The 20,640-nt window shown below is 69.2% G+C and carries 19 protein-coding genes; 6 read left to right on the top strand and 13 right to left on the bottom strand.

Going from position 1 to position 20,640, the window contains the following annotated elements; all coding sequences use genetic code 11:
- The first annotated feature begins 9 nt into the window (after positions 1-9).
- A complete protein-coding gene (gene ureG, locus GA0116996_RS17040; protein ID WP_012352366.1) occupies positions 10-639 on the top strand; it encodes an urease accessory protein UreG in 630 nt (209 codons plus the stop codon).
- Here ureG and GA0116996_RS17035 read toward each other — a convergent pair.
- Positions 636-1,055: a helix-turn-helix domain-containing protein gene (locus GA0116996_RS17035; protein ID WP_244159894.1), complete on the bottom strand. Its 420-nt coding sequence runs from the start codon at positions 1,053-1,055 to the stop codon at positions 636-638. The genes ureG and GA0116996_RS17035 overlap by 4 nt on opposite strands.
- 296 nt (positions 1,056-1,351) lie before the next feature.
- Here GA0116996_RS17035 and GA0116996_RS17030 point away from each other — a divergent pair, with 296 nt between their 5' ends.
- The gene (locus GA0116996_RS17030) at positions 1,352-2,197 is read left to right on the top strand and encodes a hypothetical protein (RefSeq protein WP_092313996.1); all 846 of its coding nucleotides are present in this window, start codon (positions 1,352-1,354) and stop codon (positions 2,195-2,197) included.
- Positions 2,198-2,260: 63 nt separating this feature from the next.
- Here the strand turns inward: GA0116996_RS17030 and GA0116996_RS17025 are convergent, their stop codons facing one another.
- Positions 2,261-2,953, bottom strand: coding sequence for a glutathione binding-like protein (locus tag GA0116996_RS17025; RefSeq protein ID WP_092313994.1), 693 nt, complete (start codon positions 2,951-2,953; stop codon positions 2,261-2,263).
- Positions 2,954-3,108: 155 nt separating this feature from the next.
- Positions 3,109-4,371, bottom strand: a complete 1,263-nt coding sequence (locus GA0116996_RS17020) for an acyl-CoA dehydrogenase family protein (protein WP_092313992.1) — start codon at positions 4,369-4,371, stop codon at positions 3,109-3,111.
- A 176-nt stretch (positions 4,372-4,547) separates the two neighbouring features.
- Between GA0116996_RS17020 and GA0116996_RS17015 the strand changes: the two genes are divergently transcribed.
- Positions 4,548-5,486 (top strand): LysR family transcriptional regulator, encoded by a 939-nt coding sequence (locus GA0116996_RS17015; protein ID WP_012352371.1) that lies wholly within the window; start codon positions 4,548-4,550, stop codon positions 5,484-5,486.
- Between the two features lie 253 nt (positions 5,487-5,739).
- Positions 5,740-6,954, top strand: a complete 1,215-nt coding sequence (locus GA0116996_RS17010) for a CAP domain-containing protein (RefSeq protein WP_092313990.1) — start codon at positions 5,740-5,742, stop codon at positions 6,952-6,954.
- Positions 6,955-6,987: 33 nt separating this feature from the next.
- Here GA0116996_RS17010 and GA0116996_RS17005 read toward each other — a convergent pair whose 3' ends face one another.
- The 3 genes from GA0116996_RS17005 to GA0116996_RS16995 form a co-directional block, all read right to left on the bottom strand.
- Positions 6,988-8,136 carry a hypothetical protein gene (locus GA0116996_RS17005; RefSeq protein WP_092313988.1) on the bottom strand — a complete coding sequence of 383 codons (1,149 nt, stop codon included), beginning with the start codon at positions 8,134-8,136 and terminating at the stop codon, positions 6,988-6,990.
- Positions 8,133-8,747, bottom strand: coding sequence for a sigma-70 family RNA polymerase sigma factor (locus GA0116996_RS17000; RefSeq protein ID WP_092313986.1), 615 nt, complete (start codon positions 8,745-8,747; stop codon positions 8,133-8,135). The genes GA0116996_RS17005 and GA0116996_RS17000 overlap by 4 nt, the downstream gene beginning before the upstream one ends.
- Positions 8,748-8,823: 76 nt before the next feature.
- On the bottom strand, positions 8,824-10,554 hold the full coding sequence (locus tag GA0116996_RS16995) for a vWA domain-containing protein (protein ID WP_092313984.1): 1,731 nt from the start codon (positions 10,552-10,554) through the stop codon (positions 8,824-8,826).
- Between the two features lie 206 nt (positions 10,555-10,760).
- Here GA0116996_RS16995 and ggt point away from each other — a divergent pair, with 206 nt between their 5' ends.
- Positions 10,761-12,641 (top strand): gamma-glutamyltransferase, encoded by a 1,881-nt coding sequence (gene ggt, locus GA0116996_RS16990; protein WP_092313982.1) that lies wholly within the window; start codon positions 10,761-10,763, stop codon positions 12,639-12,641.
- Positions 12,642-12,726: 85 nt separating this feature from the next.
- Here ggt and GA0116996_RS16985 read toward each other — a convergent pair whose 3' ends face one another.
- From GA0116996_RS16985 to GA0116996_RS16965, 5 genes are all read right to left on the bottom strand, one after another.
- Positions 12,727-13,476 (bottom strand): hypothetical protein, encoded by a 750-nt coding sequence (locus GA0116996_RS16985; protein ID WP_092313980.1) that lies wholly within the window; start codon positions 13,474-13,476, stop codon positions 12,727-12,729.
- Positions 13,477-13,596: 120 nt separating this feature from the next.
- The gene (locus tag GA0116996_RS16980) at positions 13,597-14,673 is read right to left on the bottom strand and encodes a phosphotransferase (protein WP_092313978.1); all 1,077 of its coding nucleotides are present in this window, start codon (positions 14,671-14,673) and stop codon (positions 13,597-13,599) included.
- A gap of 56 nt (positions 14,674-14,729) precedes the next feature.
- Positions 14,730-15,458 (bottom strand): histidine phosphatase family protein, encoded by a 729-nt coding sequence (locus GA0116996_RS16975; protein WP_092313976.1) that lies wholly within the window; start codon positions 15,456-15,458, stop codon positions 14,730-14,732.
- A gap of 73 nt (positions 15,459-15,531) precedes the next feature.
- Positions 15,532-16,311 (bottom strand): oxepin-CoA hydrolase, alternative type, encoded by a 780-nt coding sequence (locus tag GA0116996_RS16970; protein ID WP_092313974.1) that lies wholly within the window; start codon positions 16,309-16,311, stop codon positions 15,532-15,534.
- Positions 16,312-16,363: 52 nt separating this feature from the next.
- Positions 16,364-17,887, bottom strand: a complete 1,524-nt coding sequence (locus GA0116996_RS16965; RefSeq protein ID WP_092313972.1) for a 3-hydroxyacyl-CoA dehydrogenase — start codon at positions 17,885-17,887, stop codon at positions 16,364-16,366.
- 187 nt (positions 17,888-18,074) lie between these two features.
- Here GA0116996_RS16965 and GA0116996_RS16960 point away from each other — a divergent pair, with 187 nt between their 5' ends.
- On the top strand, positions 18,075-18,719 hold the full coding sequence (locus tag GA0116996_RS16960) for a glutathione S-transferase (protein WP_092313970.1): 645 nt from the start codon (positions 18,075-18,077) through the stop codon (positions 18,717-18,719).
- A 109-nt stretch (positions 18,720-18,828) separates the two neighbouring features.
- Here the strand turns inward: GA0116996_RS16960 and GA0116996_RS16955 are convergent, their stop codons facing one another.
- Together GA0116996_RS16955 and GA0116996_RS16950 are read right to left on the bottom strand one after the other, a co-directional pair.
- The gene (locus GA0116996_RS16955; protein WP_092313968.1) at positions 18,829-20,001 is read right to left on the bottom strand and encodes a pyridoxal phosphate-dependent aminotransferase; all 1,173 of its coding nucleotides are present in this window, start codon (positions 19,999-20,001) and stop codon (positions 18,829-18,831) included.
- Between the two features lie 77 nt (positions 20,002-20,078).
- Complete coding sequence (locus GA0116996_RS16950; RefSeq protein WP_092313966.1) at positions 20,079-20,627, bottom strand: PIN domain-containing protein; 549 nt, start codon at positions 20,625-20,627, stop codon at positions 20,079-20,081.
- Between the last annotated feature and the right edge of the window lie 13 nt (positions 20,628-20,640).

The following is a 20,640-nucleotide window of genomic DNA, read 5'->3' as shown; positions in this document are numbered from 1 at the left end:
TACCCCACCATGACCCACGCCCGTACCAAGAAGAACCCACCGCTGCGCGTCGGCGTCGGCGGCCCGGTCGGCTCCGGCAAGACCACGTTGCTGGAAATGCTGTGCAAGGCGATGCGCGACCGCTATGACCTGGTCGCGATCACCAACGACATCTACACCAAGGAGGACCAGCGCCTGCTGACGATCTCCGGCGCGCTGCCGGCGGAGCGCATCCTGGGGGTGGAAACCGGCGGCTGCCCGCACACCGCGATCCGCGAGGACGCATCGATCAATCTGGAGGCGGTCGATCGCATGCTGGCGCGCTTCCCGGATGCCGACGTGGTCTTCATCGAGTCCGGCGGCGACAACCTGGCCGCGACCTTCAGCCCAGAACTTTCTGATCTTACGATCTACGTGATCGACGTCGCCGGGGGCGAGAAGATTCCTAGGAAAGGCGGGCCGGGCATCACCAAGTCCGACCTGCTGGTGATCAACAAGACCGACCTGGCGCCGTATGTGGGCGCATCGCTGCCGGTGATGGAAAGCGATGCGCGCAAGATGCGCGGCACCCGGCCGTTCGTGATGGGCAGCGTCAAGTCGGGGCAGGGCCTGGACGAGGTGATCCGCTTCATCGAACGGCAGGGCATGCTGGGGCTCTAGCCTTGCGGGGTAGCGTCGGCATCGGGTGCCTGCCTGGTGCCGGAACTGCCGTGCCCGAGCGCCGGGCGGAAGCTGCCCTTGCCCGCCAGCGCCCGCGCCACCGCGGCGACCAGGTTCAGCTCGGGCTCGCTCAGCTCGGCCATGTGGTGCATCGTGGCCTCGATCGCCGCGCGCTGGCGGTTGCCGAATGGCGCGCGCGATTGCTCGACCTGCAGCTGGCTGGCGTCGTGGCGGCTGAAGTCGAGCATCTCGGCGGTGGGCACGGCCAGGGTCTCGGCCAGCCTGCAGATGTTGGCCAGCGCCAGGTTGCGCTTGCCGCTTTCAATGCCGCTCAGGTACGAGCGCGAGAGTCCGCTTTCGAGCGAAAGCGTCTCCTGGGACCAGCCTCGTTGCTTGCGTAGCCAGGCGAGATGCAATCCGAAAAGTCTGAGATTTCGAGAGGTCATGGGATCAACAAAAGTTCGGAGTGGTCTGAGGCTAAGGGTTTGACCTTGAGGCCACGACAACTTATCCTCATCCTCACTATCGGTGTCCGATCCGCAAATTGAGGGGCGCGCCAGGCATTGGCGCGGCACGATGGCATCAACCGGGCGGCCTGCACCGCGGCGCCGCGCCAGACGGGTTATTGCGCAAGACCGCGCGTCACGCCGCCACGCGTGCGCCGGCTGCGCGGACAGGCGCCGCGCGCCTGTCGCCCTGCAGGGGGATTGCCATGCAGATCTTCACGCTGTTCGAGGCGCGCATGCGCGCCATCGATGCCGACCGCCACGCGCCGTCGGATTTCCTTCCCGGATTCCAGCCACGCCTGCTTGCCGCCGCTGCCGGGCTCGGCTGCACCTGCGACTACATCTTCCTCTGCGCCGGCGAGCGCCAGCCCGAATTTTCAGCGGATTGCCATGAATGGTGGGGTTGCCTGCGCGGTGGCCTGCGGCTGTCTTCGCCCGGCCGCGGCAGCTTGCTGGTGGGCGGCGGCGAACTGTTCGCGCCCGCGCCCGGCGTGCCGATGCAGGTGCAGGCGGTGGCCGACACCATCCTGGTGCGCGCGGTGCCGCAAGGCCCGGCCGAGGCCTCGGGTCCCGTGGCCATGCCCGCGGGCGCGTGGCAGTGCGCGCTGGGCGCCATTGCCCCGGTCGGTGCCGCGGCCGATGCCGATGGCGTGGCCGCGCCGCATGCGCTGGCGGACGTGTGGGAAGCGGATGTCTGGCAGGCGCGGCAGGGCATGCGCCCGGAGTTTGTCCAGCTGGATGGCTCCGTGGATGACTGGGGCCGGCACCTGCAGGCGCGCGGGCTGCGCTGGGCGCTGTGTTACCGGGGCGCGCTGGCCCTGCACTGGCATGGCGCGCTGGTGCGCAGCGGCGGTGACATGGCCTTCCTGCAGCCCGGCGCGCTCTACGCGCCCGACGCGCACGAGTCATGCCGGCTCGATGTGCTGGCGCCGGGCACCGGCCTGCTGTGCTGCTTCGGCGCGGGCGATGCCCCGCATGATGGTGAGTCCGCCCGTGGCGGCCGGCGCGCGGATGGCCACGCCGTGGCGCGCGCTGCGCTGGCGCTGGCCTGAGGGCCGGCGTGGCCGCCGACCGGCGCCATGCGCAAGCCGCAGCCGCCGGCCGCCGCGCGGCTTTCAGTGGCGCTTGTACTGCGTGGCGCCGAACAGCACTTCGCGCGCCTTGTCGTCCTGCAGCGCCTTGCGCGCGCTGGCCAGCACCTCCACGCCGCGCTTCACCGCGGGACGCTCGGCGATCTGGTTGAACCAGCGCTTCAGGTGCGGGTAGTCGTCCAGCTCCACGCCCTGGTTCTGCCAGCTGCGCAGCCACGGGAAGGTGGCGATGTCGGCGATGGTGTACTGGTCGCCGGCCAGCCATTCGTGCTTCGACAGCTGCGTGTCGATCACGCCGTACAGGCGCTTGGCTTCATTGGTGTAGCGGTTGACCGCGTACTCGATCTGCTCGGGCGCATAGATGCGGAAGTGGTGGGCCTGGCCGAGCATCGGACCCACGCCGCCCATCTGGAACATCAGCCACTGCAGCGTCTCGTACTTGCCGCGCACGTCCTCGGGCAGGAACTTGCCGGTCTTGCCCGCCAGGTAAAGCAGGATCGCGCCCGATTCGAACAGCGAGATCGGCTTGCCGTCGGGCCCGTCCGGGTCGACGATGGCGGGAATCTTGTTGTTGGGGCTGATCTTCAGGAAGTCGTCGCCGAACTGGTCGCCGGCGCCGATGTTGATCGGGTGGACCTGGTACTCCAGTCCGCACTCTTCCAGCATGATGTGGACCTTGTGGCCATTGGGCGTGGCCCAAGTGTAGACGTCGATCATTGCAGGGATCTCCTGGCTGCATTCATGGGAACGGCCACATCGATCACCGACGTGGCGAACCGCGCGATTTAAGCACAGAAGAAAAAAACGCGCAGGCCGGCTGCGCGTTTTCCACAATGCCGGCAGGGGCGGGCCCGGCCGGCGCTCCCGGGCGCTCAGAAACCGCGCGCCACCGGCATCTTGATGGTGTCCGGGTTGACGTTCATGTGCTTGGCCAATTCCAGCTTGGCGATGGCGTTGCGGTGCACCTCGTCGGGACCGTCGGCCAGGCGCAGCGTGCGCTGGTGCGCCCACCAGTTGGCCAGCGGGAAGTCGCTGGAAACGCCGGCGGCGCCGTGGACCTGGATGGCCCAGTCGATCACCTTCAGCGCCACGTTGGGGGCCACCACCTTGATCATGGCGATCTCGGCCTTGGCCACCTTGTTGCCGACCGTGTCCATCATGTACGCGGCCTTGAGCGTCAGCAGGCGCGCCATCTCGATCTCGCAGCGGGCTTCGGCGATACGCTCCTGCGTCACACCCTGGGCCGACACCGGCTTGCCGAAGGCCACCCGCGACAGCGCGCGCTTGCACAGCAGTTCCAGCGCGCGCTCGGCCACGCCGATGCTGCGCATGCAGTGGTGGATACGGCCCGGGCCGAGGCGGCCCTGCGCGATCTCGAAGCCGCGGCCTTCGCCCAGCAGGATGTTCGAGACCGGCACGCGCACGTTCTTCAGCTCGATCTCCATATGGCCGTGCGGCGCGTCGTCGTAGCCGAACACCGGCAGGAAGCGCTTGATGGTGATGCCCGGGGTATCGGCCGGCACCACGACCATCGACTGCTGCTCATGGCGGCCGGCGTCGGGATCGGTCTTGCCCATCACGATGTAGACCTTGCAGCGCGGGTCGCCGGCGCCCGACGACCACCACTTGGTGCCGTTGATGACATAGTGGTCGCCATCGCGCTCGATGCGGCATTCGATATTGGTCGCGTCCGACGAGGCCACCGCGGGTTCGGTCATCAGGAAGGCCGAGCGGATCTCGCCGGCGAGCAGCGGCTCCAGCCACTGGTCCTTCAGTTCTTCCGACGCGTAGCGCTCCAGCGTTTCCATGTTGCCGGTGTCCGGGGCCGCGCAGTTGAACACCTCGGCCGACCAGGGCACCCGGCCCATGATCTCGCACAGCGTGGCGTATTCCAGATTCGACAGGCCTTGCGGGGCGCGCGGCGAACGCGGCAGGAACAGGTTCCACAGGCCGGCTTCGCGCGCCAGCGGCTTCAGCTCCTCGATCACCTTGGTCGGGATCCAGGCATTGCCGGCGCGGCGGTTGGCGTCGATCTCCTCGGCGAAGCGCTTTTCGTTCGGATAGATGTGCTGGTCGAAGAAGGCCAGCAGCTTGGCCTGCATTTCCTTGACCTTCGGGCTGTACTCGAAATCCATGTGGTCTCCTCGCTACGGAAGCGGTGGGCACGGGCTGCCGCCGGCGCCGGTTGGCTGGGTCTTCGGGCAATACCTTGCCGATGCAATGCACTCTATCCGAAAGTGGGTAATTAGAAAAATGAATTTTCTGGATTTGCCAGTATCAATTCCCTGCATTCCGTGCCAGAATCACCAGCATGCAGCTCTCCCGCATCGACCTCAACCTCTTCGTCGTGTTCGACGCCATCTACAGCGAAGGCAGCATCACCGCGGCCGCGCGCCAGCTCAACCTGACGCAGCCGGCGGTCAGCCACGCGCTGGGGCGGCTGCGCACGCTGTTCGACGATCCGCTGTTCGAGCGGCGCGGGCAGGGCATGGCGCCCACGCCGCTGGCCCGTTCGCTGGCGGCCGAGGTACGCAGCGCGCTGCAATCGTTCGCGCGCACGCTGCAGGACACGCCGCACTTCGATCCCACCAACACCGTGCGCCGCTTCACCATCGGCATGCGCGATGCGCTCGAGTCGACGCTGCTGCCGCCGCTGATGAGCCGCGTCACGGCGATGGCGCCGCAGGTGGAGATTGCCGCGATTCGCTTCGACCGGCGCGAGATGGAATCGGAGTTGCTGGCCGGCACGCTCGACGCCGCGCTCGACATCCTGCTGCCGGTGTCGCCGGCGATCCACCATGCGCCGTTCATGGCCGACCCGATGGTGGTGCTGGCACGGCGCGACCATCCGCTGGTGAAGAAGGAACTGACGCTGGAGCGCTACCTCGCGGCCGAGCACGTCCATGTGTCGTCGCGCCGCCGCGGCGCCGGTCTGGAGGACCAGGCCCTGCATCGCATGGGCCTGACGCGGCGCGTGCGGCTGCGCTGCCAGCACTACGCCGCGGCGTGCCGCGTGGTCAGCTGCACCGACCTGCTCGCGACGCTGCCGTTGCGCTATGCGCGCATCGCCAACGAGCCCTATGCCAACCGGCTGCTGTCGCTGCCGTTCAAGGTGCCGTCGCTGGAGCTGCATCTGTACTGGCACGCGGGCGGCGAGAACGACGGCGCCAACCGCTGGCTGCGCGAGCAGCTGATGGCGGTGATGGCCTCGCTCGGCAGCGGCATGGCCGACGTGGCGGCGGCAGGCTGACGGCGCTCAACGCAGGCCGCCGCTGCCTGGATTCCGTTCAGGTGCGGCGCGCGCGGGTCACACGTAAGCAATTGTTCGCGGGCTAGACCCTCGCGGTCACGGCCCATACCATCGTCCGGTCTTTCTGCTCCCGGCAGAGCCAGAGCGAGCCCGTCCTGCACGGTGCCCGCAACGGTTGTCGCGCCGGCTGTCCGCACTCGCGGATCCCCCGGGCAGACCAATTCGCCGAACTCCACCACGACGACTCAGACCGATGATTGGGAAACGCTTGCCTGCCGATTGCCCTTCCATGCCGCCGCGCCGCGCGCGGCACACCACGCTGGCCCTGACCACGCTCTGTACCGCGGCGGCGCTGGCGCTGGCCGCCTGCGGCGGCGGCGATGGTGGCGACGGTGGCACGACGACCAGTGCCGCCCCTGGCGGGTCGGCCCCGGCCGGTGCGCAGGCCAGTGCGCCCGCTGGTAGCCAGAGCGCAGCCACGTCCCCGTCCCCGACCTCCCCGACCGGCTCCACCACCACTACCACGGCTGGTGCCTGCTACACCGTCAGCGGTCCCGCGCCCGCCGCCGCGCCGGGCAGCGGCATCTCGCTGCTGCCGGCGCGCGGCAGCGCGGTCAGCAACTACCGCGTGCTGGAGGAGCCGCGCACCGCCGGCCTGTGCTACGCCAACTATCGCCGCGAGCAGGTGGGCCTGCCGCCGCTGGCGGCGCGCGACCCGCTCAATGCCGCCGCGCAGGCGCATACCGAGTACATGCTGGCCAATGCCACGCTGACGCACGACGAAAGCAGCGGCAATCCGGGTTACACCGGCGCCACCGCCCACGAGCGCATCCAGGCCGCCTATCCGACCGACGCCACCGCCGAAGTGGTGGCCGGCGCCAACCGCTGGACCTCGGTGGCCAATGCGCAGCTGTCGATGTCGCCCAAGGACGCGCTGGTGTCGGACCTGGTCAACGCGCCGTTCCACCGCGCCGCGCTGCTGGGCAGCTATGGCTCGGCCGGCAGCGGCTTTGCCGAGCGCGTGGGCGCCAACGGCAGCGGCACCTCGGCTAGCTACTACCAGACCGTCGACCTCGCCGACCGCGTCCGCGCTGGCAGCGACAACCAGATGGTGGCCTATCCGTTCGAGGGCCAGAACGACGTGCCAGTCAACTGGGTCAACACCGAAAGCCCCAATCCGGCGCCGGGCTATGAAAACCGCACCATGGGCTACCCGGTGTCGCTGCAGGCGATCAATACCTCGCTGCAGTTCGATGCCGACAACTTCGTCATCACCGATGCGCAAGGCAGCAACGTCGACTGCATCAAGGTCGACAGCCGTTCCTCGGGCCTGAGCAGCGCCGCGCGCGGCCTGGCGGTGTGCACGCCGGTGGCGCCGCTGGCGAGCCAGCAGCGCTATACCGTGCGGGTCACGGGCCGGCTCGGCGCGCAGCCGGTGGACCTGAGCTGGTCGTTCACCACGCGCTGACCACCACGCGCTGACCATCATGCCGCGGCGCGCTCATTGCGGCGCGCCCGGCGGCAACTCTCCACGCAGCTCGATCCGCACCTGGCCAGGCGCCAGCGTGGGATCGGCCTGCACCGCAACCGGCACGGGCGGGCGCTGTCCCGCCGGCATCGCCTGCCACAGCCGTTGCGCCCATTCCCGGATCTCCACATGGTCGGGCTCGGCTGCCCACAGCCTGAGCGGCGCTGCCGTGCCCAGCCGCGCCGCGATGGTCGCGGGATCGTCCCGGGTCGAGACGGTGAGGGCGGACGCCGCCGCCGGTGCACGCGCAGCCATTGCGGGGGCAGCCTCGAGTGCATAGGGGGGCGGCGCGGCAGGCGCTGGCGCTGATGGTGCGGCTTGCGCCATGGCTGCGTCAGCGGGTGCCTGCGGCGCGGCCGGGCTCGCTTGTGCCAGGGCCTCGCGGTCCGGCGCGGGTTCGCGCGGAACGCTTCGGGTGGCCTCTGTGGCGGGCGCGGCGCGCGGTGCGGGGCGGGGCGCGGGCGGAGCGGCCTTGGCGGCTGGCGCTGCGGGTTTGGAGGGCGGTGCTGCGGCGGTTTCCGGCAAGGGCGGCGATGGTGCCGTCGACGCTGCCGGCGCTGGCGCGGGCGCGGCCATCTCGGCCGACGCCATCTCGGCCGTTCCGGTCGGCAACAGCGCACCATCGTCGATCTGCCGCAGCACGATGCTGGTGGTCAGTCCGGCCACCGCCGCGACGCTGGCGACCAGCCCGAGCGACCGCCACCACCGGCGCGCGCGCGCGGCATGCGTGAGCCGCGCCGTCGCGGATGACTGTGCGGGGTTCCGGGTTGAATCCGCAGCCTGTGCTCGCAGCCACGCCGCCGCATCCGGACCGAGCCGCGCGCCGAGCACGTCCTCCGCGGCGGCGCCGGCGGCGACCCGTGCCAGCACCGCATCGCGCCGCGCCGACTGGGCCGCCTGCAGGCGCGCGGCTTCTTCCAGCACGGCCGCGGCCAGCGCCGGCGGCGCGGCAAAGGGCAGGTCCGGGGCGCCGGCCTGATGGCGCCCGGCGTCCTGCTGCGCGGCGCGCGCGGCGGCCAGCACGGCGGCTTCCAGTGCCGGCGGCGGCGGGTAGGCCGGCAGGGCTTTCAGTAGCGCCGAGAGCCGGTCCTCGCCGGCGATGAAACGGTCAGCGGCGCTCATGGCCCCGACTCCGGCACGCTGCCGGCCAGGTCGGCGCGCAGGCGCGCAAACGCATAGCGCAGCCGGCTCTTCACGGTCTCGAACTTCTCGCCCAGCATCGCCGCAATCTCTTCGACGCTCATATTGCTGAAGAAGCGCAGCACCACCACTTCACGCTGCGCGACCGGCAGTTGCAGCAGCGCACGATGGACGTGCTGCGCATGCTGTCGCAGCTGCAGTTCCGCTTCCGGCGACAGGTCGTCGGCCGGCAGCTCGGGCAGGTGTTCGTCCAGCGCGTCGCGCTGGCGGGCATCGGCACTGCGCACCTGGTCGAGCCAGGCATTGCGCGCGATCTGGAACAGGAAGGTGCGGAACGCCGCGCTCGGCTGGTAGTCGCCGCAGCGGGTCATCAGCTTGACCCAGGTCTTCTGCGCGAGGTCCTCGGCTTCGCCGGTATTGCCCTGGCACAGCCACGCCAGGTAGTTGTAGAGGCCGGCGTTATGCCGGCGGAACAGCTCGGTGACCGGCTGCTCGATGATGCCGGCCGCGACCAGCAGCATCAGGTCGTGGTCCGGCAGCGTGCGCAGCGCGTCGGCGGGAGCAGCGGATGGGGCGGGGGCGGCAGCCTGCATGCGCCCGAGTATAGGAGAGCGCAGGGCGGCGCGACAGTCCGCGCCACCCTGCGCCGGCTGCGCGCCGCGGCGCGGCTCAGCGTGCCGCATGCCCGGCCGGTGTGCCGCCATGAGAGGCGGCCGGCGTTGCGGTGGCCAGGCTCTGCGCCAGGTCCACCAGCTTGACGAACTCGCCGCGGTAGCCGAAGCGGTCGGCGCCGCGCGCGCCTTGCGCCAGCGCGCGCGCATCGGCGTAGCGCCAGTCGCCGGTGAACTTGCCGCCGCGCAGCACCTGGCCGAAGCCTGCCACCGCCGCGGCAAAGCGGAAGTCGTCGTCGCCCTGTGCCAGCGGGCGCAGCGCCTGCCGCGCCACGGTGACATCGAGCAACTGGCTGGTGCTGGCCGCCGGCAGCTTGTAGCGCAGCCGCACATGCGCCAGTTCGCCGTCGCGCCCCGGCGCCGGTGCAGTGCGCTGGTAGCGCAGCGGGTCGACCAGCCCGGGCTGTCCGGCCAGCGTCAGCTCGTACAGCGCGGTCACGGTATGGCCCGCGCCGATATCGCCGGCATCGACCTTGTCGTTATTGAAATCCTCGCGCGCCAGCATGCGGTTCTCATAGCCGATCAGCCGGTACTCGCTCACCGTGGCCGGGTTGAACTCGACCTGTATCTTCACGTCGCGCGCAATCGTGGCCAGCGTCGAGCTGATCTCGCTGACCAGCACCTTGTTGCCCTCCATCAGGTTGTCGATGTAGGAGTACGCGCCGTCGCCGGCATCGGCCAGCTGCTCCATCAGCTGCTCGTTGTAGTTGCCGGTGCCGAAGCCCAGCGTCGACAGCGACACCCCCGACTTGCGCTTTTCCTCGACCATGCTCTTGAGCTGGCGGAAGTCGGTCACGCCCACATTGAAGTCGCCGTCGGTGGCCAGCAGCACGCGGTTGATGCCGCCGGCGATATGGCTCTGCTGCGCGGCCTGGTAGGCCAGCGCAATGCCGCTGGCGCCGGCCGTGCTGCCACCGGCCACCAGCTGGTCGATGGCGGCGCCAATGGCGGCCTTGTCGCTGCCCGGCGTGGGCGGCAGCGCCACGCGCGTGCTGCCGGCGTAGGTGACCAGCGTAATGCGGTCCTGCGCGCGCAACTGGTTCACCAGCAGCTTGAGCGAGGACTTCAGCAGTGGCAGCTTGTCCGGCGAGTTCATCGAGCCCGACACGTCGACCAGGAACACCAGGTTGGCGGCGGGCAGCGCGCCGCTGGCCACGTCCTTGCCCTTGATGCCGATGCGCAGCAGCACGTTGGACGGATGCCAGGGCGCCGGCGCCAGCGCGGTGTGCACGGCGAACGGGCGGCCGTCGGCGGGCTGGGCGTAGTCGTAGGGGAAGTAGTTCAGCAGTTCTTCCACGCGCACCGCATCGGCCGGCGGCACGCGGCCGGCATTGAGCAGGCGCCGCACGTTGCTGTAGCTGCCGGTATCGACATCGATGCTGAAGGTGGACACGGGGGCCTGTGCCACCAGCCGGACCCCGTTCTCGTCGATGGCGCCGTAGCGCTCGCGCTCCTCGGGCGCGGGTGCCGGCAACGGGTAAGGGTGCGGCATTGCCAGCGTGGCGTGCGGTTCGATGCTGTGCATTTCCGCGACGGGTTTGGACTGCGCTGCCCTGGCGGCATGGTCCGGGAGCGGAGCCGGGGCCATTGCCGGGGACGCCGGCGGGGACACCGGCTGGGAGGCCTGCTCCGGCAGCGGCCGCGAAGGGCCGCCACATGCGGCCAGCGCCAGCGCCAGCGCCAGGGCTGCGGCAAGGCTGGAAAAGAAGACCGGTGCGCGTGGTTGCATGTTGTTCTCCTGGAAGGCCGCGGGCAGGGCGCCGGCGTGACCGCCTGTCGATGTAACGGGCCGCACGGGCGGGCGGGGTTGAGGCCGGCGAAATATTTTTTGCCGCCGGTTGTCCCGATACGGATGTGGCGCACGCCAGACTTCCGTTCTCGCGGGATGCCCCGATCGCCACTACAATCGTTGGATCCTTCTGCCGGAGATCTCGCATGGCTCACCCTGACCTCACTTCGATGGCATGGCGCGGCGCGCTGGCGCTGGCCCTGTCGGCGCTGCTCGGTGCCTGTGGTACCCCGGGCGGAAGCACGGCCACCCCGGCCGCTCCCGCCGCGCCGGCGGCAGCGACTCCGCCCGCGGCGATGCCGCCGGCGCCGGAGGTGGCGTCGGGTTACCGCCCCGGCATGGCTACGGTCTACGCGCAGCGCCATATGGCAGCCGCGGCCAATCCGCTCGCCACCGAGGCCGGCCGCGCCATGCTGCGCCAGGGCGGCTCGGCCATCGATGCCGCCATCGCCATGCAGGCGGTGCTGACGCTGGTCGAGCCGCAGGCCACCGGCATCGGCGGCGGCGCCTTCATCATGTACTGGGACGGCAAGAACGTGCAGGCCTTCGACGGCCGCGAGACCGCGCCCGCCGCTGCCGCCGAAAACCTGTTCATGCGCCCGGACGGCAAGCCGATGTCTTTCAGCGAGGCCCAGATCGGCGGACGCTCGGTCGGCACCCCGGGCGTGATGCGCGCGCTGGAGATGGTCCACCGCAAGCACGGCCGCCTGCCCTGGGCCAGGCTGTTCCAGCCCGCCATCGACCTGGCGGAGAAGGGCTTCCCGATCTCGCAGCGGCTCTACACGCAGGTCGCGGCCGACAAGTTCCTGGCCGGTTCGCCGGAGATGGCCGCCTACTTCCTCGATGCCCAGGGCAAGCCCAAGCCGGCCGGCACGGTGCTGAAGAACCCGAAGCTGGCGCAGACGCTGCGCGACATTGCCCGGCGCGGCGCGGGCGTGCTCTACGGCGGCCCGATCGCGCGCGACATCGTGGCCAAGGTCAACAGCGGCAGCAACGCCGGCTCGCTGTCGCTGGCCGACCTGGGCAGCTACCGCGCCAGGCAGCGGGTGCCGGTGTGCACCGACTACAAGCGCTATAAGGTTTGCGGCATGCCGCCGCCGTCGTCGGGCGGCATCGCCATCGCGCAGATCCTCGGCACGCTGCAGGCGCTGGAAACCAAGAATCCCAAATACGCGCTCGCGGCGCTCAAGCCGCAGGCGGTGAACACGCCGGCGCAGCTGGAAGCCCACCCCGACGCCGTCCATGCGATTGCCGAGGCCGACCGCCTGGCGTATGCCGACCGCGGCCTGTACGTCGCCGATGCGGACTTCGTGCCGGTCGACGTCAGCGGCATGGTCAACCCGTCCTACCTTGCGGCGCGCGCCGAACTGATCGGCGAGCAGAGCATGGGCAAGGCCCAGCCGGGCACGCCGCCGGGGGCCACGATGGCGTACGCGCCGGACCGGTCGCCACCGCGCATTTCGACCTCGCAGATCGTCGCGGTCGACGACCGCGGCGGCGCCATCTCGATGACCACCACGATCGAGTCGTACTTCGGCTCGCATCTGATGGTGCGCGGCTTCATGCTCAACAACCAGCTCACCGACTTCTCCTTCGTGCCCAGCGAAAACGGCAAGCCGGTGGCCAACCGCGTGCAGCCGGGCAAGCGCCCGCGCTCATCGATGGCGCCGACGCTGGTGTTCGACCGCCAGAGCGGCCAGCTGGTGGCAACGCTCGGTTCGCCGGGCGGCTCGCAGATCATTGAGTACGTATCCAAGGCGCTGGTCGGCATGCTCGACTGGAACCTGGATCCGCAGGCGGCGATCGGCATGGGCAACTTTGGCAGCCGCAACGGCCCGACCGAAGTGGAACAGGGCCTGGTGTCGCCGGGTTTGGTGCAGGCCCTGCAGGCGCGCGGCCATCAGGTGACGGCGATCGAGATGACCAGCGGCACGCAGGCCATCGTGCGCCGCCAGGGACCGGACGGGAAGACGGTGTGGGCTGGTGGCGCGGATCCGCGCCGCGAGGGGGTGGCGCTGGGGGATTGAGCGCGCTGGCGCGCGAGGTCACCAGGACGAAAGCCTGGGATGGCGTCGGTCCGGTCGTCACCGTCCGGATCGAGCCATTCCCGGGCTATGCGTCCATATAGCTCTGGTATTCGTACCGCGCGCCGAGAACTCGGGCAATCTCTGTCAGCGCGGCAGCGATGGCCTGGGAGCGGGAGTCTGAACGGCTGAGCAACAGTTCGAATCGGCTCGACCGATAGAATTCCGCGTTCGTACCCGGCGGCCGGTCCCTGGCGGCAACCTTGAACTCGAGCTGCACCTCGTAGTAGCCACTGCCCTTGGCCGGAAGGACGTCGGTGAAATGCACTGCGCAGATCACCCAGTAGCGGAAGCGGAAACTTTCGTTGCCGAACCGGAATCCGGACCAGGCAAGGTCCCGCGAGCGGAACACCACGAGCGCATCGTCCGCATGCGTCGTCGCATCATGCTGGTCCGCCAATTCCATGCCGGAAACCATTGCGGCATCGGAACCATCGCTGCCGGTCTCGACTTCAAGATATTTGTCGATCGTCGCCATCAGGTCTTCATAGAAGCGGCGGGTGGCTTCGCGCCGGCCTTCCGCCTCGTCCGTCAGCAGCAGCCGCTTGAAGCGCGCCCGCTCTCCGAGCTGGAGTGGCACATCAGGTTGTTGGCGGGGTGTTTCTTCAGCGGGGGCAGTAGCGAGCATGCCAGTGACGCGATCCGAAACCCAGAACAGCAGGGCTGACTGCAGGGCCGGCACCACGATCAGGGTGGCCAGGCCGGCGAGGGCGCCATAGTCTGACCACACCATCGACGCTGCGATGGCGGCAGGGAGCAAGTAGTAAAGCCAGAACATCCTGCGATTTCATTGTTTCTGTGGATTCTGGCGATTATGCCGGGCTTTGCCGCGCCGAAAAGAAAACGCCCCTGCAAGCCTTCAGGCTTGCAGGGGCGTCGCGATGGTGCGGCTCAGCCCTCAGCCCTTCGCCTTCTTCGCATACTCCCACCCCATCTCGGCCATCGGCCGCGCGCGCTTGCCCGCGTCGGTGGCCTGCGCCGACGAGGCGGTGCCGTCGACCACGCGCTTCATGATGCCCTGCAGGATGCCGGCGATGCGGAACATGCTGAAGGCCAGGTAGAAGTTCCAGTCGCCGGTGATGGCGCGGCCGGTGCGCTGCTCGTACAGGCGGCGGTAGCTGGCTTCATCGGGGATGCCGAGCGCGGCGAAGTCGAGGCCGGCGATGCCGCGGAACTGGCCCGGGGCGATATGCCAGCTCATGCAGTGGTAGCTGAAGTCGGCCATCGGATGGCCCAGCGTCGACAGCTCCCAGTCCAGCACCGCCAGCACGCGCGGCTCGGTCGGATGGAACATCAGGTTGTCGAGCCGGTAGTCGCCATGCACGATCGAGGTCAGGTCGGCATCCTGCTGCGGGATATGCTGCGGCAGCCAGTCCATCAGCGCATCCATGGCCGGGATCGATTCGGTCTCGGACAGCTTGTACTGCTTGGTCCAGCGCTCGATCTGGCGCTGGAAGTAATTGCCGGGCTTGCCGTAGTCGCCCAGGCCGATGGCGTTGTAGTCGACCGAGTGCAGCGCGGCGATGACGCGGTTCATCTCGTCGTAGATGGCGCTGCGCTCGGCCGCGCCCATGCCGGGCAGCGACTGGTCCCACAGCACGCGGCCGGCGACGAATTCCATGATGTAGAAGGCGCGCCCGATCACGGATTCGTCCTCGCACAGCGCATACATGCGCGCCACCGGCACATCGGTGCCGGCCAGCGCAGCCATCACGCGGTACTCGCGCTCGATCGCGTGCGCCGACGGCAGCAGCTTGCTCTTGGGGCCGGGCTTGGCGCGCATCACGTAGGTCTGTCCCGGCGTGGCCAGCTTGAAGGTCGGGTTGGACTGGCCGCCCTTGAACTGCTCCACGGTCAGCGGGCCGGCAAAGCCCTCCACGTGCTGGCGCATCCAGGCTTCCAGCGCGGCGGTGTCGAAACGCTGCGTGTCGGCCACCGGGCGCGTGCCTTCGAAGTGCGATACGTTGCTGGTCATGCTGTCTCCGTTGGTTTTCTGTTCGGGTTCGATGAGGAAAGCGGGGGCGGGGAACCTTAGGCGGGCGGCTGGCGTCCGCGCAAATACTGGTGCAGCAGCACTTCCATGGTGGTGTGGCGCGAGCCGCTGTGCACCGGCGTGGGCGGCGAGTAGTTGGTCATGCGCACCACCCAGTCGAGCGGGCCGTCGCCCATGTCGAGCACGTTGATGCAGCCGGCGGTCTGCAGCAGCGAGCCGAAGAACACGCGCCGCCCGCAGCTGATGGCCTGCGACAGGATGGCGCGGTTGGTGCCGCCATGCAGCACCATCAGCACGGTATCCCAGTCGGGGTCGTCGCGCAGGCGCGCCAGCGCGGGCAGCACCCGGTCGAGGAAGGCGCCGACGGTCTCGCCGTTGAGAAAGCGCTTGTGTTCCGGCACCTCGCCTTCGAAGGCGCCGATAAAGGCGTCGCGCAGGTCCTCGCTGGCAATCGCGGACAGGTCGCCGCCGCGGATTTCCTGCAGATCCGGCCAGACTTCGGGGGCGATGCCGTCCATCTCCGGCAGTTCGGCCAGCACGCGCTGCGCGGTCTCGACCGTGCGCGGCAGGCCGCTGACGATGACGCGGTCGAAGCGGACCTGCTCCGCGGCAAAGGCGCGGCCGGCGGCGCTGGCCTGCATGCGGCCGGTTTCGTTCAGCGGCACCAGCTCGGGCAGGGCGGTGCGGCGCCCGGCGTCGTCGAAGTAGGAAACCGCACCATGCCGCATCAGGTAGATGCGGCGACGCGAGGACGGCGGCAATTCCATGCGTGGTCTCCTTGCATTGTGCCGGCATGCCCGTCTGCGCAGGCTGGCCGTGGGGTTGATCCGCCCGCGCGGATCAGCGGTATTGCGGCTTGCGCTTCTCCAGGAAGGCGCTGATGCCTTCGCCGCCGTCGGGGTGGTGCAGCGCGGCCACGAAGCTGTCGCGCTCGGCCAGCAGATGGTCGGCGCGCGAGGCGGTGGCGGCATGGTTGATCAGCGCCTTGATGCGGCCCACCGCGTGCGGCGATTGCCGCGCCAGGCCCGATGCCAGGCGCAGCGCTTCGTCCAGGGCCTGGCCCGGCTCGGTGACGCGGTTGACCAGCCCGAACTGCGCCAGCCGGCCGGCGTCGACCGGCTTGCCTTCCATCATCAGCTCGCTGGCCAGCGGCCGCGGCAGCGCGCGCGCGATCTCGTACGAGCCGCCGCCGTCGGGCGTCAGGCCCACCGAGACGTAGGCCATCACGAACTTGGCATCGCTCGCTGCCACCACGAAGTCGCAAGCCAGCACCACCGAGAAGCCCGCGCCCGCGGCCGCGCCTTCCACCGCCGCGATGATCGGCTTGGGAAAGGCGTGCAGCGACTCGATCCAGCCGTTCAGCAGCGCGATGCTGGCGGCCTGCACCTCGGGCGGCTGGCTGCGGTTGCCGAGCAGCCGGTTCAGGTTGCCGCCGGCGCAGAAGATGCCGTCGGCGCCGGTGATGATGACCGCGCGCAGCGAGTCATCCGCCGCGGCCTGTTCCAGCGCCTGCTGCGAGGCCGCGTAGATGTCCGGGTGCAGCGCGTTGCGCGCCTCGGGGTTCGAGATGGTCAGCACCAGCGTCGAATCGACGCGGCGGGAAAGCAGCTGTGCGGGCATGGGCGTGGCTCGGTGGGGGCGGGCTGTGGGGGCGGCCGCGACGGCGGACGGCTTACTGCTCTTCGGCCAGCAGCGACAGGCCCAGCCCGGCACGGCGCCACAGCCACGGGCTCGGGCGGTAGCGCATGTCGCCGGTCAGCGCTTCCATGTTGCGCAGCGTCTCCAGCACCAGTTGCGGGCCGACCGCGTCGCCGAGCGCCAGCGGGCCCTTCGGGTAGCCAAGGCCGAGGTTCACGGCAAGGTCGATGTCCGCCGGCGTGGCGATGCGCTGCTGCGCGATATCGCTGGCGATGTTGATGATGCAGCAGAGCACGCGCTGGGCGACAAAGCCGGCCGAATCGCGGATTACCGTGACCGGCACGCCGTCGCTGGCAAACAGGCCGTGCGCGGCGTCGCGCGCGGCGGCGCTGGTGGCCGGCGTGGTCATCAGGGTGCGGCGCCTGGTGGCCTCGAACGGCAGCAGCGTGTCGATGGCGACGGTGCGGGCCGGGTCCAGGCCTTGCTGCAGCGCGCTGGTGGTGGCGTCCAGGCCCAGCGGCGTGACGATGATCAGTGCATCGGCCGAGGGCTGGTTGCCGCCTTCCGGGGTCACGCCGAGCGCACCCAGCAGCTTGGTCACCATGGCATGGCCGCGCTCGCTGGCGTGGCTGACCCAGACGCTCGACGGGCGCGCGGCCGGCACCGCGGCGGCGGCCGGCACCTGCTTCTGGCCATCGGCGTAGGCATAGAAGCCGGCGCCGGCCTTGCGCCCGATCAGCCCGCCGACCGCGCGGATCGCGGTGATCGGCGACGGACGGTAGCGCGGCTCCTGGTAGAACTGGTTGTAGATAGATTCCATCACCGGGTGCGACACGTCCAGCCCGGTCAGGTCCATCAGTTCGAACGGGCCCATGCGGAAGCCGGCCTGCTCGCGCATGATGTTGTCGATGTCGGCGAATTCGGCCACGCCTTCCTGCGCGACCTTCAGGCCTTCGATATTCATGCCGCGGCCGGCATGGTTGACGATAAAGCCCGGCATGTCCTTGCAGCGCACCGGCGTATGGCCCATGCGGCGCGACAGCGCCATCAGCGCATCGCCCACGGCGGGATCGCCCGACAGGCCGTCGATGACCTCGACCACCTTCATCAGCGGCACCGGGTTGAAGAAGTGGTAGCCGGCGATGCGGCCCGGATACTTCGCGCCCACGGCGATCGCGGTGATCGACAGCGACGAGGTGTTCGAGGCGATGATGGCGTCCTCGCGCAGGATCGCTTCCAGCTTTGCGATCAGGTCGCGCTTGACTTCCAGCTTCTCGACGATGGCTTCCAGCACCATGTCGCAGCCGGCCAGGTCTTCCAGCGCGCCGCAGGGCTTGACGCGGGCCAGCGTGGCCTCGGCGTCGGCGGCGCTGAGCTTGCCCTTGTCGGCGAGCTTGGCCAGCGTGTCCTGCAGGTACTTGCGCGCGGCTTCCACCGCCTGCGGGTTGGCGTCGTACAGGTTGACGGTCAGGCCTGCCTGCGCGGCGATCTGCGCGATGCCCCGGCCCATGGCGCCGGTGCCGACGATACCCAGCGTATCGATGGTGAAAGTGCTCATCATTCGTCCCAAAAGTTGTGGTTAAATTAGCACGATCGTACGTTTTTTGCACCTTCCGCGACAGACCGGCAGGGCAGGCGGCGTGCGCTGATCGGCCAGCCGGTTCACTGCAGACGCCGGATGGTCCACAATCCCCCGTTCCACGCGATTCGATGCGGGAACCCATCCCATAACGGAGACAGACGACATGCTGAAGCTCTGCGGATTTGCCGCCAGCAACTACTACAACAAAGTGAAGCTGGCGCTGCTGGAAAAGAACGTGCCGTTCGAAGAGGTGCTGGCCTGGATCGGCGAGACCGATCCGGCTGCCACGCCCGCGGGCAAGGTGCCCTACATCATCACCGAATCCGGCCCGCTGTGCGAGTCCGAGGCCATCGCCGAATACGTGGAAGCGGCCTATCCGCAGACGCCGCTGCTGCCGGCCGACCCGTACCAGGCGGCCAAGGTGCGCGAGATCATCGTGTTCCTGGAACTCTACCTGGAGCTGACCGCGCGCGAGCTGTACGCGGAAGCCTTCTTCGGCGGCAAGGTCAGCGACAGCGTCAAGGAACGCCAGCACAAGCTGCTGAGCCGCTATATCCCCGCCTTCGCCAGCCTGGCGAAATTCTCGCCCTACATCGCGGGCGACCGCTTCACGCTGGCCGATTGCGCCGCCGCGGTGCACCTGCCGCTGGTATCGTCGTGCACCAAGATCATCTATGGCACCGACATGCTGGCGGACCTGCCGGTCAAGGACTACCTGAAGACGCTGTCGCAGCGCGAGTCGGTGCAGAAGGTCAATGCGGACCGCAAGGCGAATACCGAGCTGATGATGAGCCGCAGCAGGAAGTAAGCGGTTCGGCTTGCCACTGGAGTAATCCCACCCTCGCTTGCGGGAGAGGGGAGAAACACCGCCATCCGCTGCAAAAACGCCCGCGATCCGCGGGCGTTTTTATTTCACTTCAAAGCTTCCCCAGCCGCTCCAGCGCCAGCGCCAGCGTCTCTTCCTTTTTCGCAAAGCAGAACCGCACCACGCCCGATTCACGCGGCTGCGAGTAGAAGGCCGAGACCGGAATCGCGGCCACGCCGATCTCGCGCGTCAGCCACATGGCGAAGTCGGCCTCGCTCAGGTCCGAGATCGCGGAATAATCGACGCACTGGAAATACGTGCCGTCCGACGGCAGCAGCTTGAAGCGCGAGCCCGCCAGCCCCGCGCGGAACAAATCGCGCTTGGCCTGGTAGAACGCCGACAGCTGCAGGTAGGGCGCCGGATCGGCCATGTAGTCGGCCAGGCCATGCTGCACCGGCGTGTTCACCGTGAATACGTTGAACTGGTGCACCTTGCGGAACTCCGCCATCAGCGCCGCAGGCGCGGCGACATAGCCGACCTTCCAGCCGGTCACGTGATAGGTCTTGCCAAAGCTGGAGATGACGAAGCTGCGGCGCGCCAGCTCCGGGTGGCGCGACACCGATTCATGCTGCTGGCCATCGTAGACCATGTGTTCGTAGACCTCGTCCGACAGCAGCAGGATGTCGGTGCCGGCCAGGATCTGCGCCAGCTGGTCCATGTCGCCGGCGCGCCAGATCGTGCCGGTGGGATTGTGCGGCGTGTTGACGAGGATCATGCGCGTGCGCGGCGTGATCGCGGCGGCGAGCTTGTCGAAGGGCACGCGGAACGCGGGCGCTTCCAGCGCGACCGGCACCGCGGTGGCGCCGGCCAGTTCGATCGCGGGCAGGTAGCTGTCGTAGCACGGCTCCAGCACGATCACCTCGTCGCCCGGATGCACCGCGCACAGGATCGCGGTCAGGATGCCCTGGGTGGCGCCCGCGGTGACCGTGATCTCGGTGTCCCAGCTGTACTGGTGGCCATACAGGCTGGCGACCTTGGCGGCGATGGCCTGGCGCAGGCGCGGCACGCCCGCCATCGGCGGGTACTGGTTATGGCCGGCGCGCATGGCACCGGCCACGGCATCGACGATGCTCGGGTCGCAGTCGAAGTCCGGGAAGCCCTGGCCCAGGTTGACCGCGTTCTTTTCGGCGGCGAGTGCCGACATCACGGTAAAGATGGTGGTGCCGACGCCGGGCAGGCGCGACGGCGGCGGCGTCAGTGGGGCGAGCGTGGTGTCTGCGGACATAGAGCGCGAGTCAATGCAGTGGGAACGGTAGGCGGTCAGGCGTGCGGCAGCGCAGGGCGGCGCCGCGAGCCGCCATTCTAAAGCGGATCCGCGGCGGTGGCCGGGTCCAGCGCGGCCAGCCAGGCGCCGAATGCCGGCGGCGTCATCACTTCCACGCCGCTGCTGCGGCGCAGGCGGCTGCGCAGCTTGAGCACGGCCTTGTCCTTCGACACCAGGCAGGCGGCGCCGGCAAAGTGGGCAAGCTCGACGAACTTCTGGTCGTCGGTGTCCTTGCAGCGCGGCAGGCGGAGCGCGTCGCAGTCGGCCTGCGGCGGCGGCGCCTCGAGGCTGGCGAGGCGGTCGACGGTGGCCAGCGCGGCGCCGATATCGACGTCAAAGCGCGCAAATTGCGGATAGGCCAGCACCCGGCGCAGTTCCTCGCGGCAGTCGGCGCGTATCACCGGGGCGATGGTGCCGGCTTCCAGGGCGGCGCGGATCGGCTCGACGTGCGGGTCCTGGAAGACCAGCAGGTCCACCCAGATATTGGAGTCCAGCACCACGCGCGGCGCGGATGTGATGCCGGCGGGGCGGCCGGCGGTCCCGGCAGTGCCGGCAGGCGGGGTGGTTGCGGTGGTGTCGAGGCGCATTCGCTACAATCTG

The sequence above is a fragment of the Cupriavidus alkaliphilus genome (genome assembly GCF_900094595.1).
GTDB lineage: Bacteria > Pseudomonadota > Gammaproteobacteria > Burkholderiales > Burkholderiaceae > Cupriavidus > Cupriavidus alkaliphilus.
Note: the sequence above shows the minus strand (reverse complement) of the source record. Positions and strands in the feature narration are given on the sequence as shown.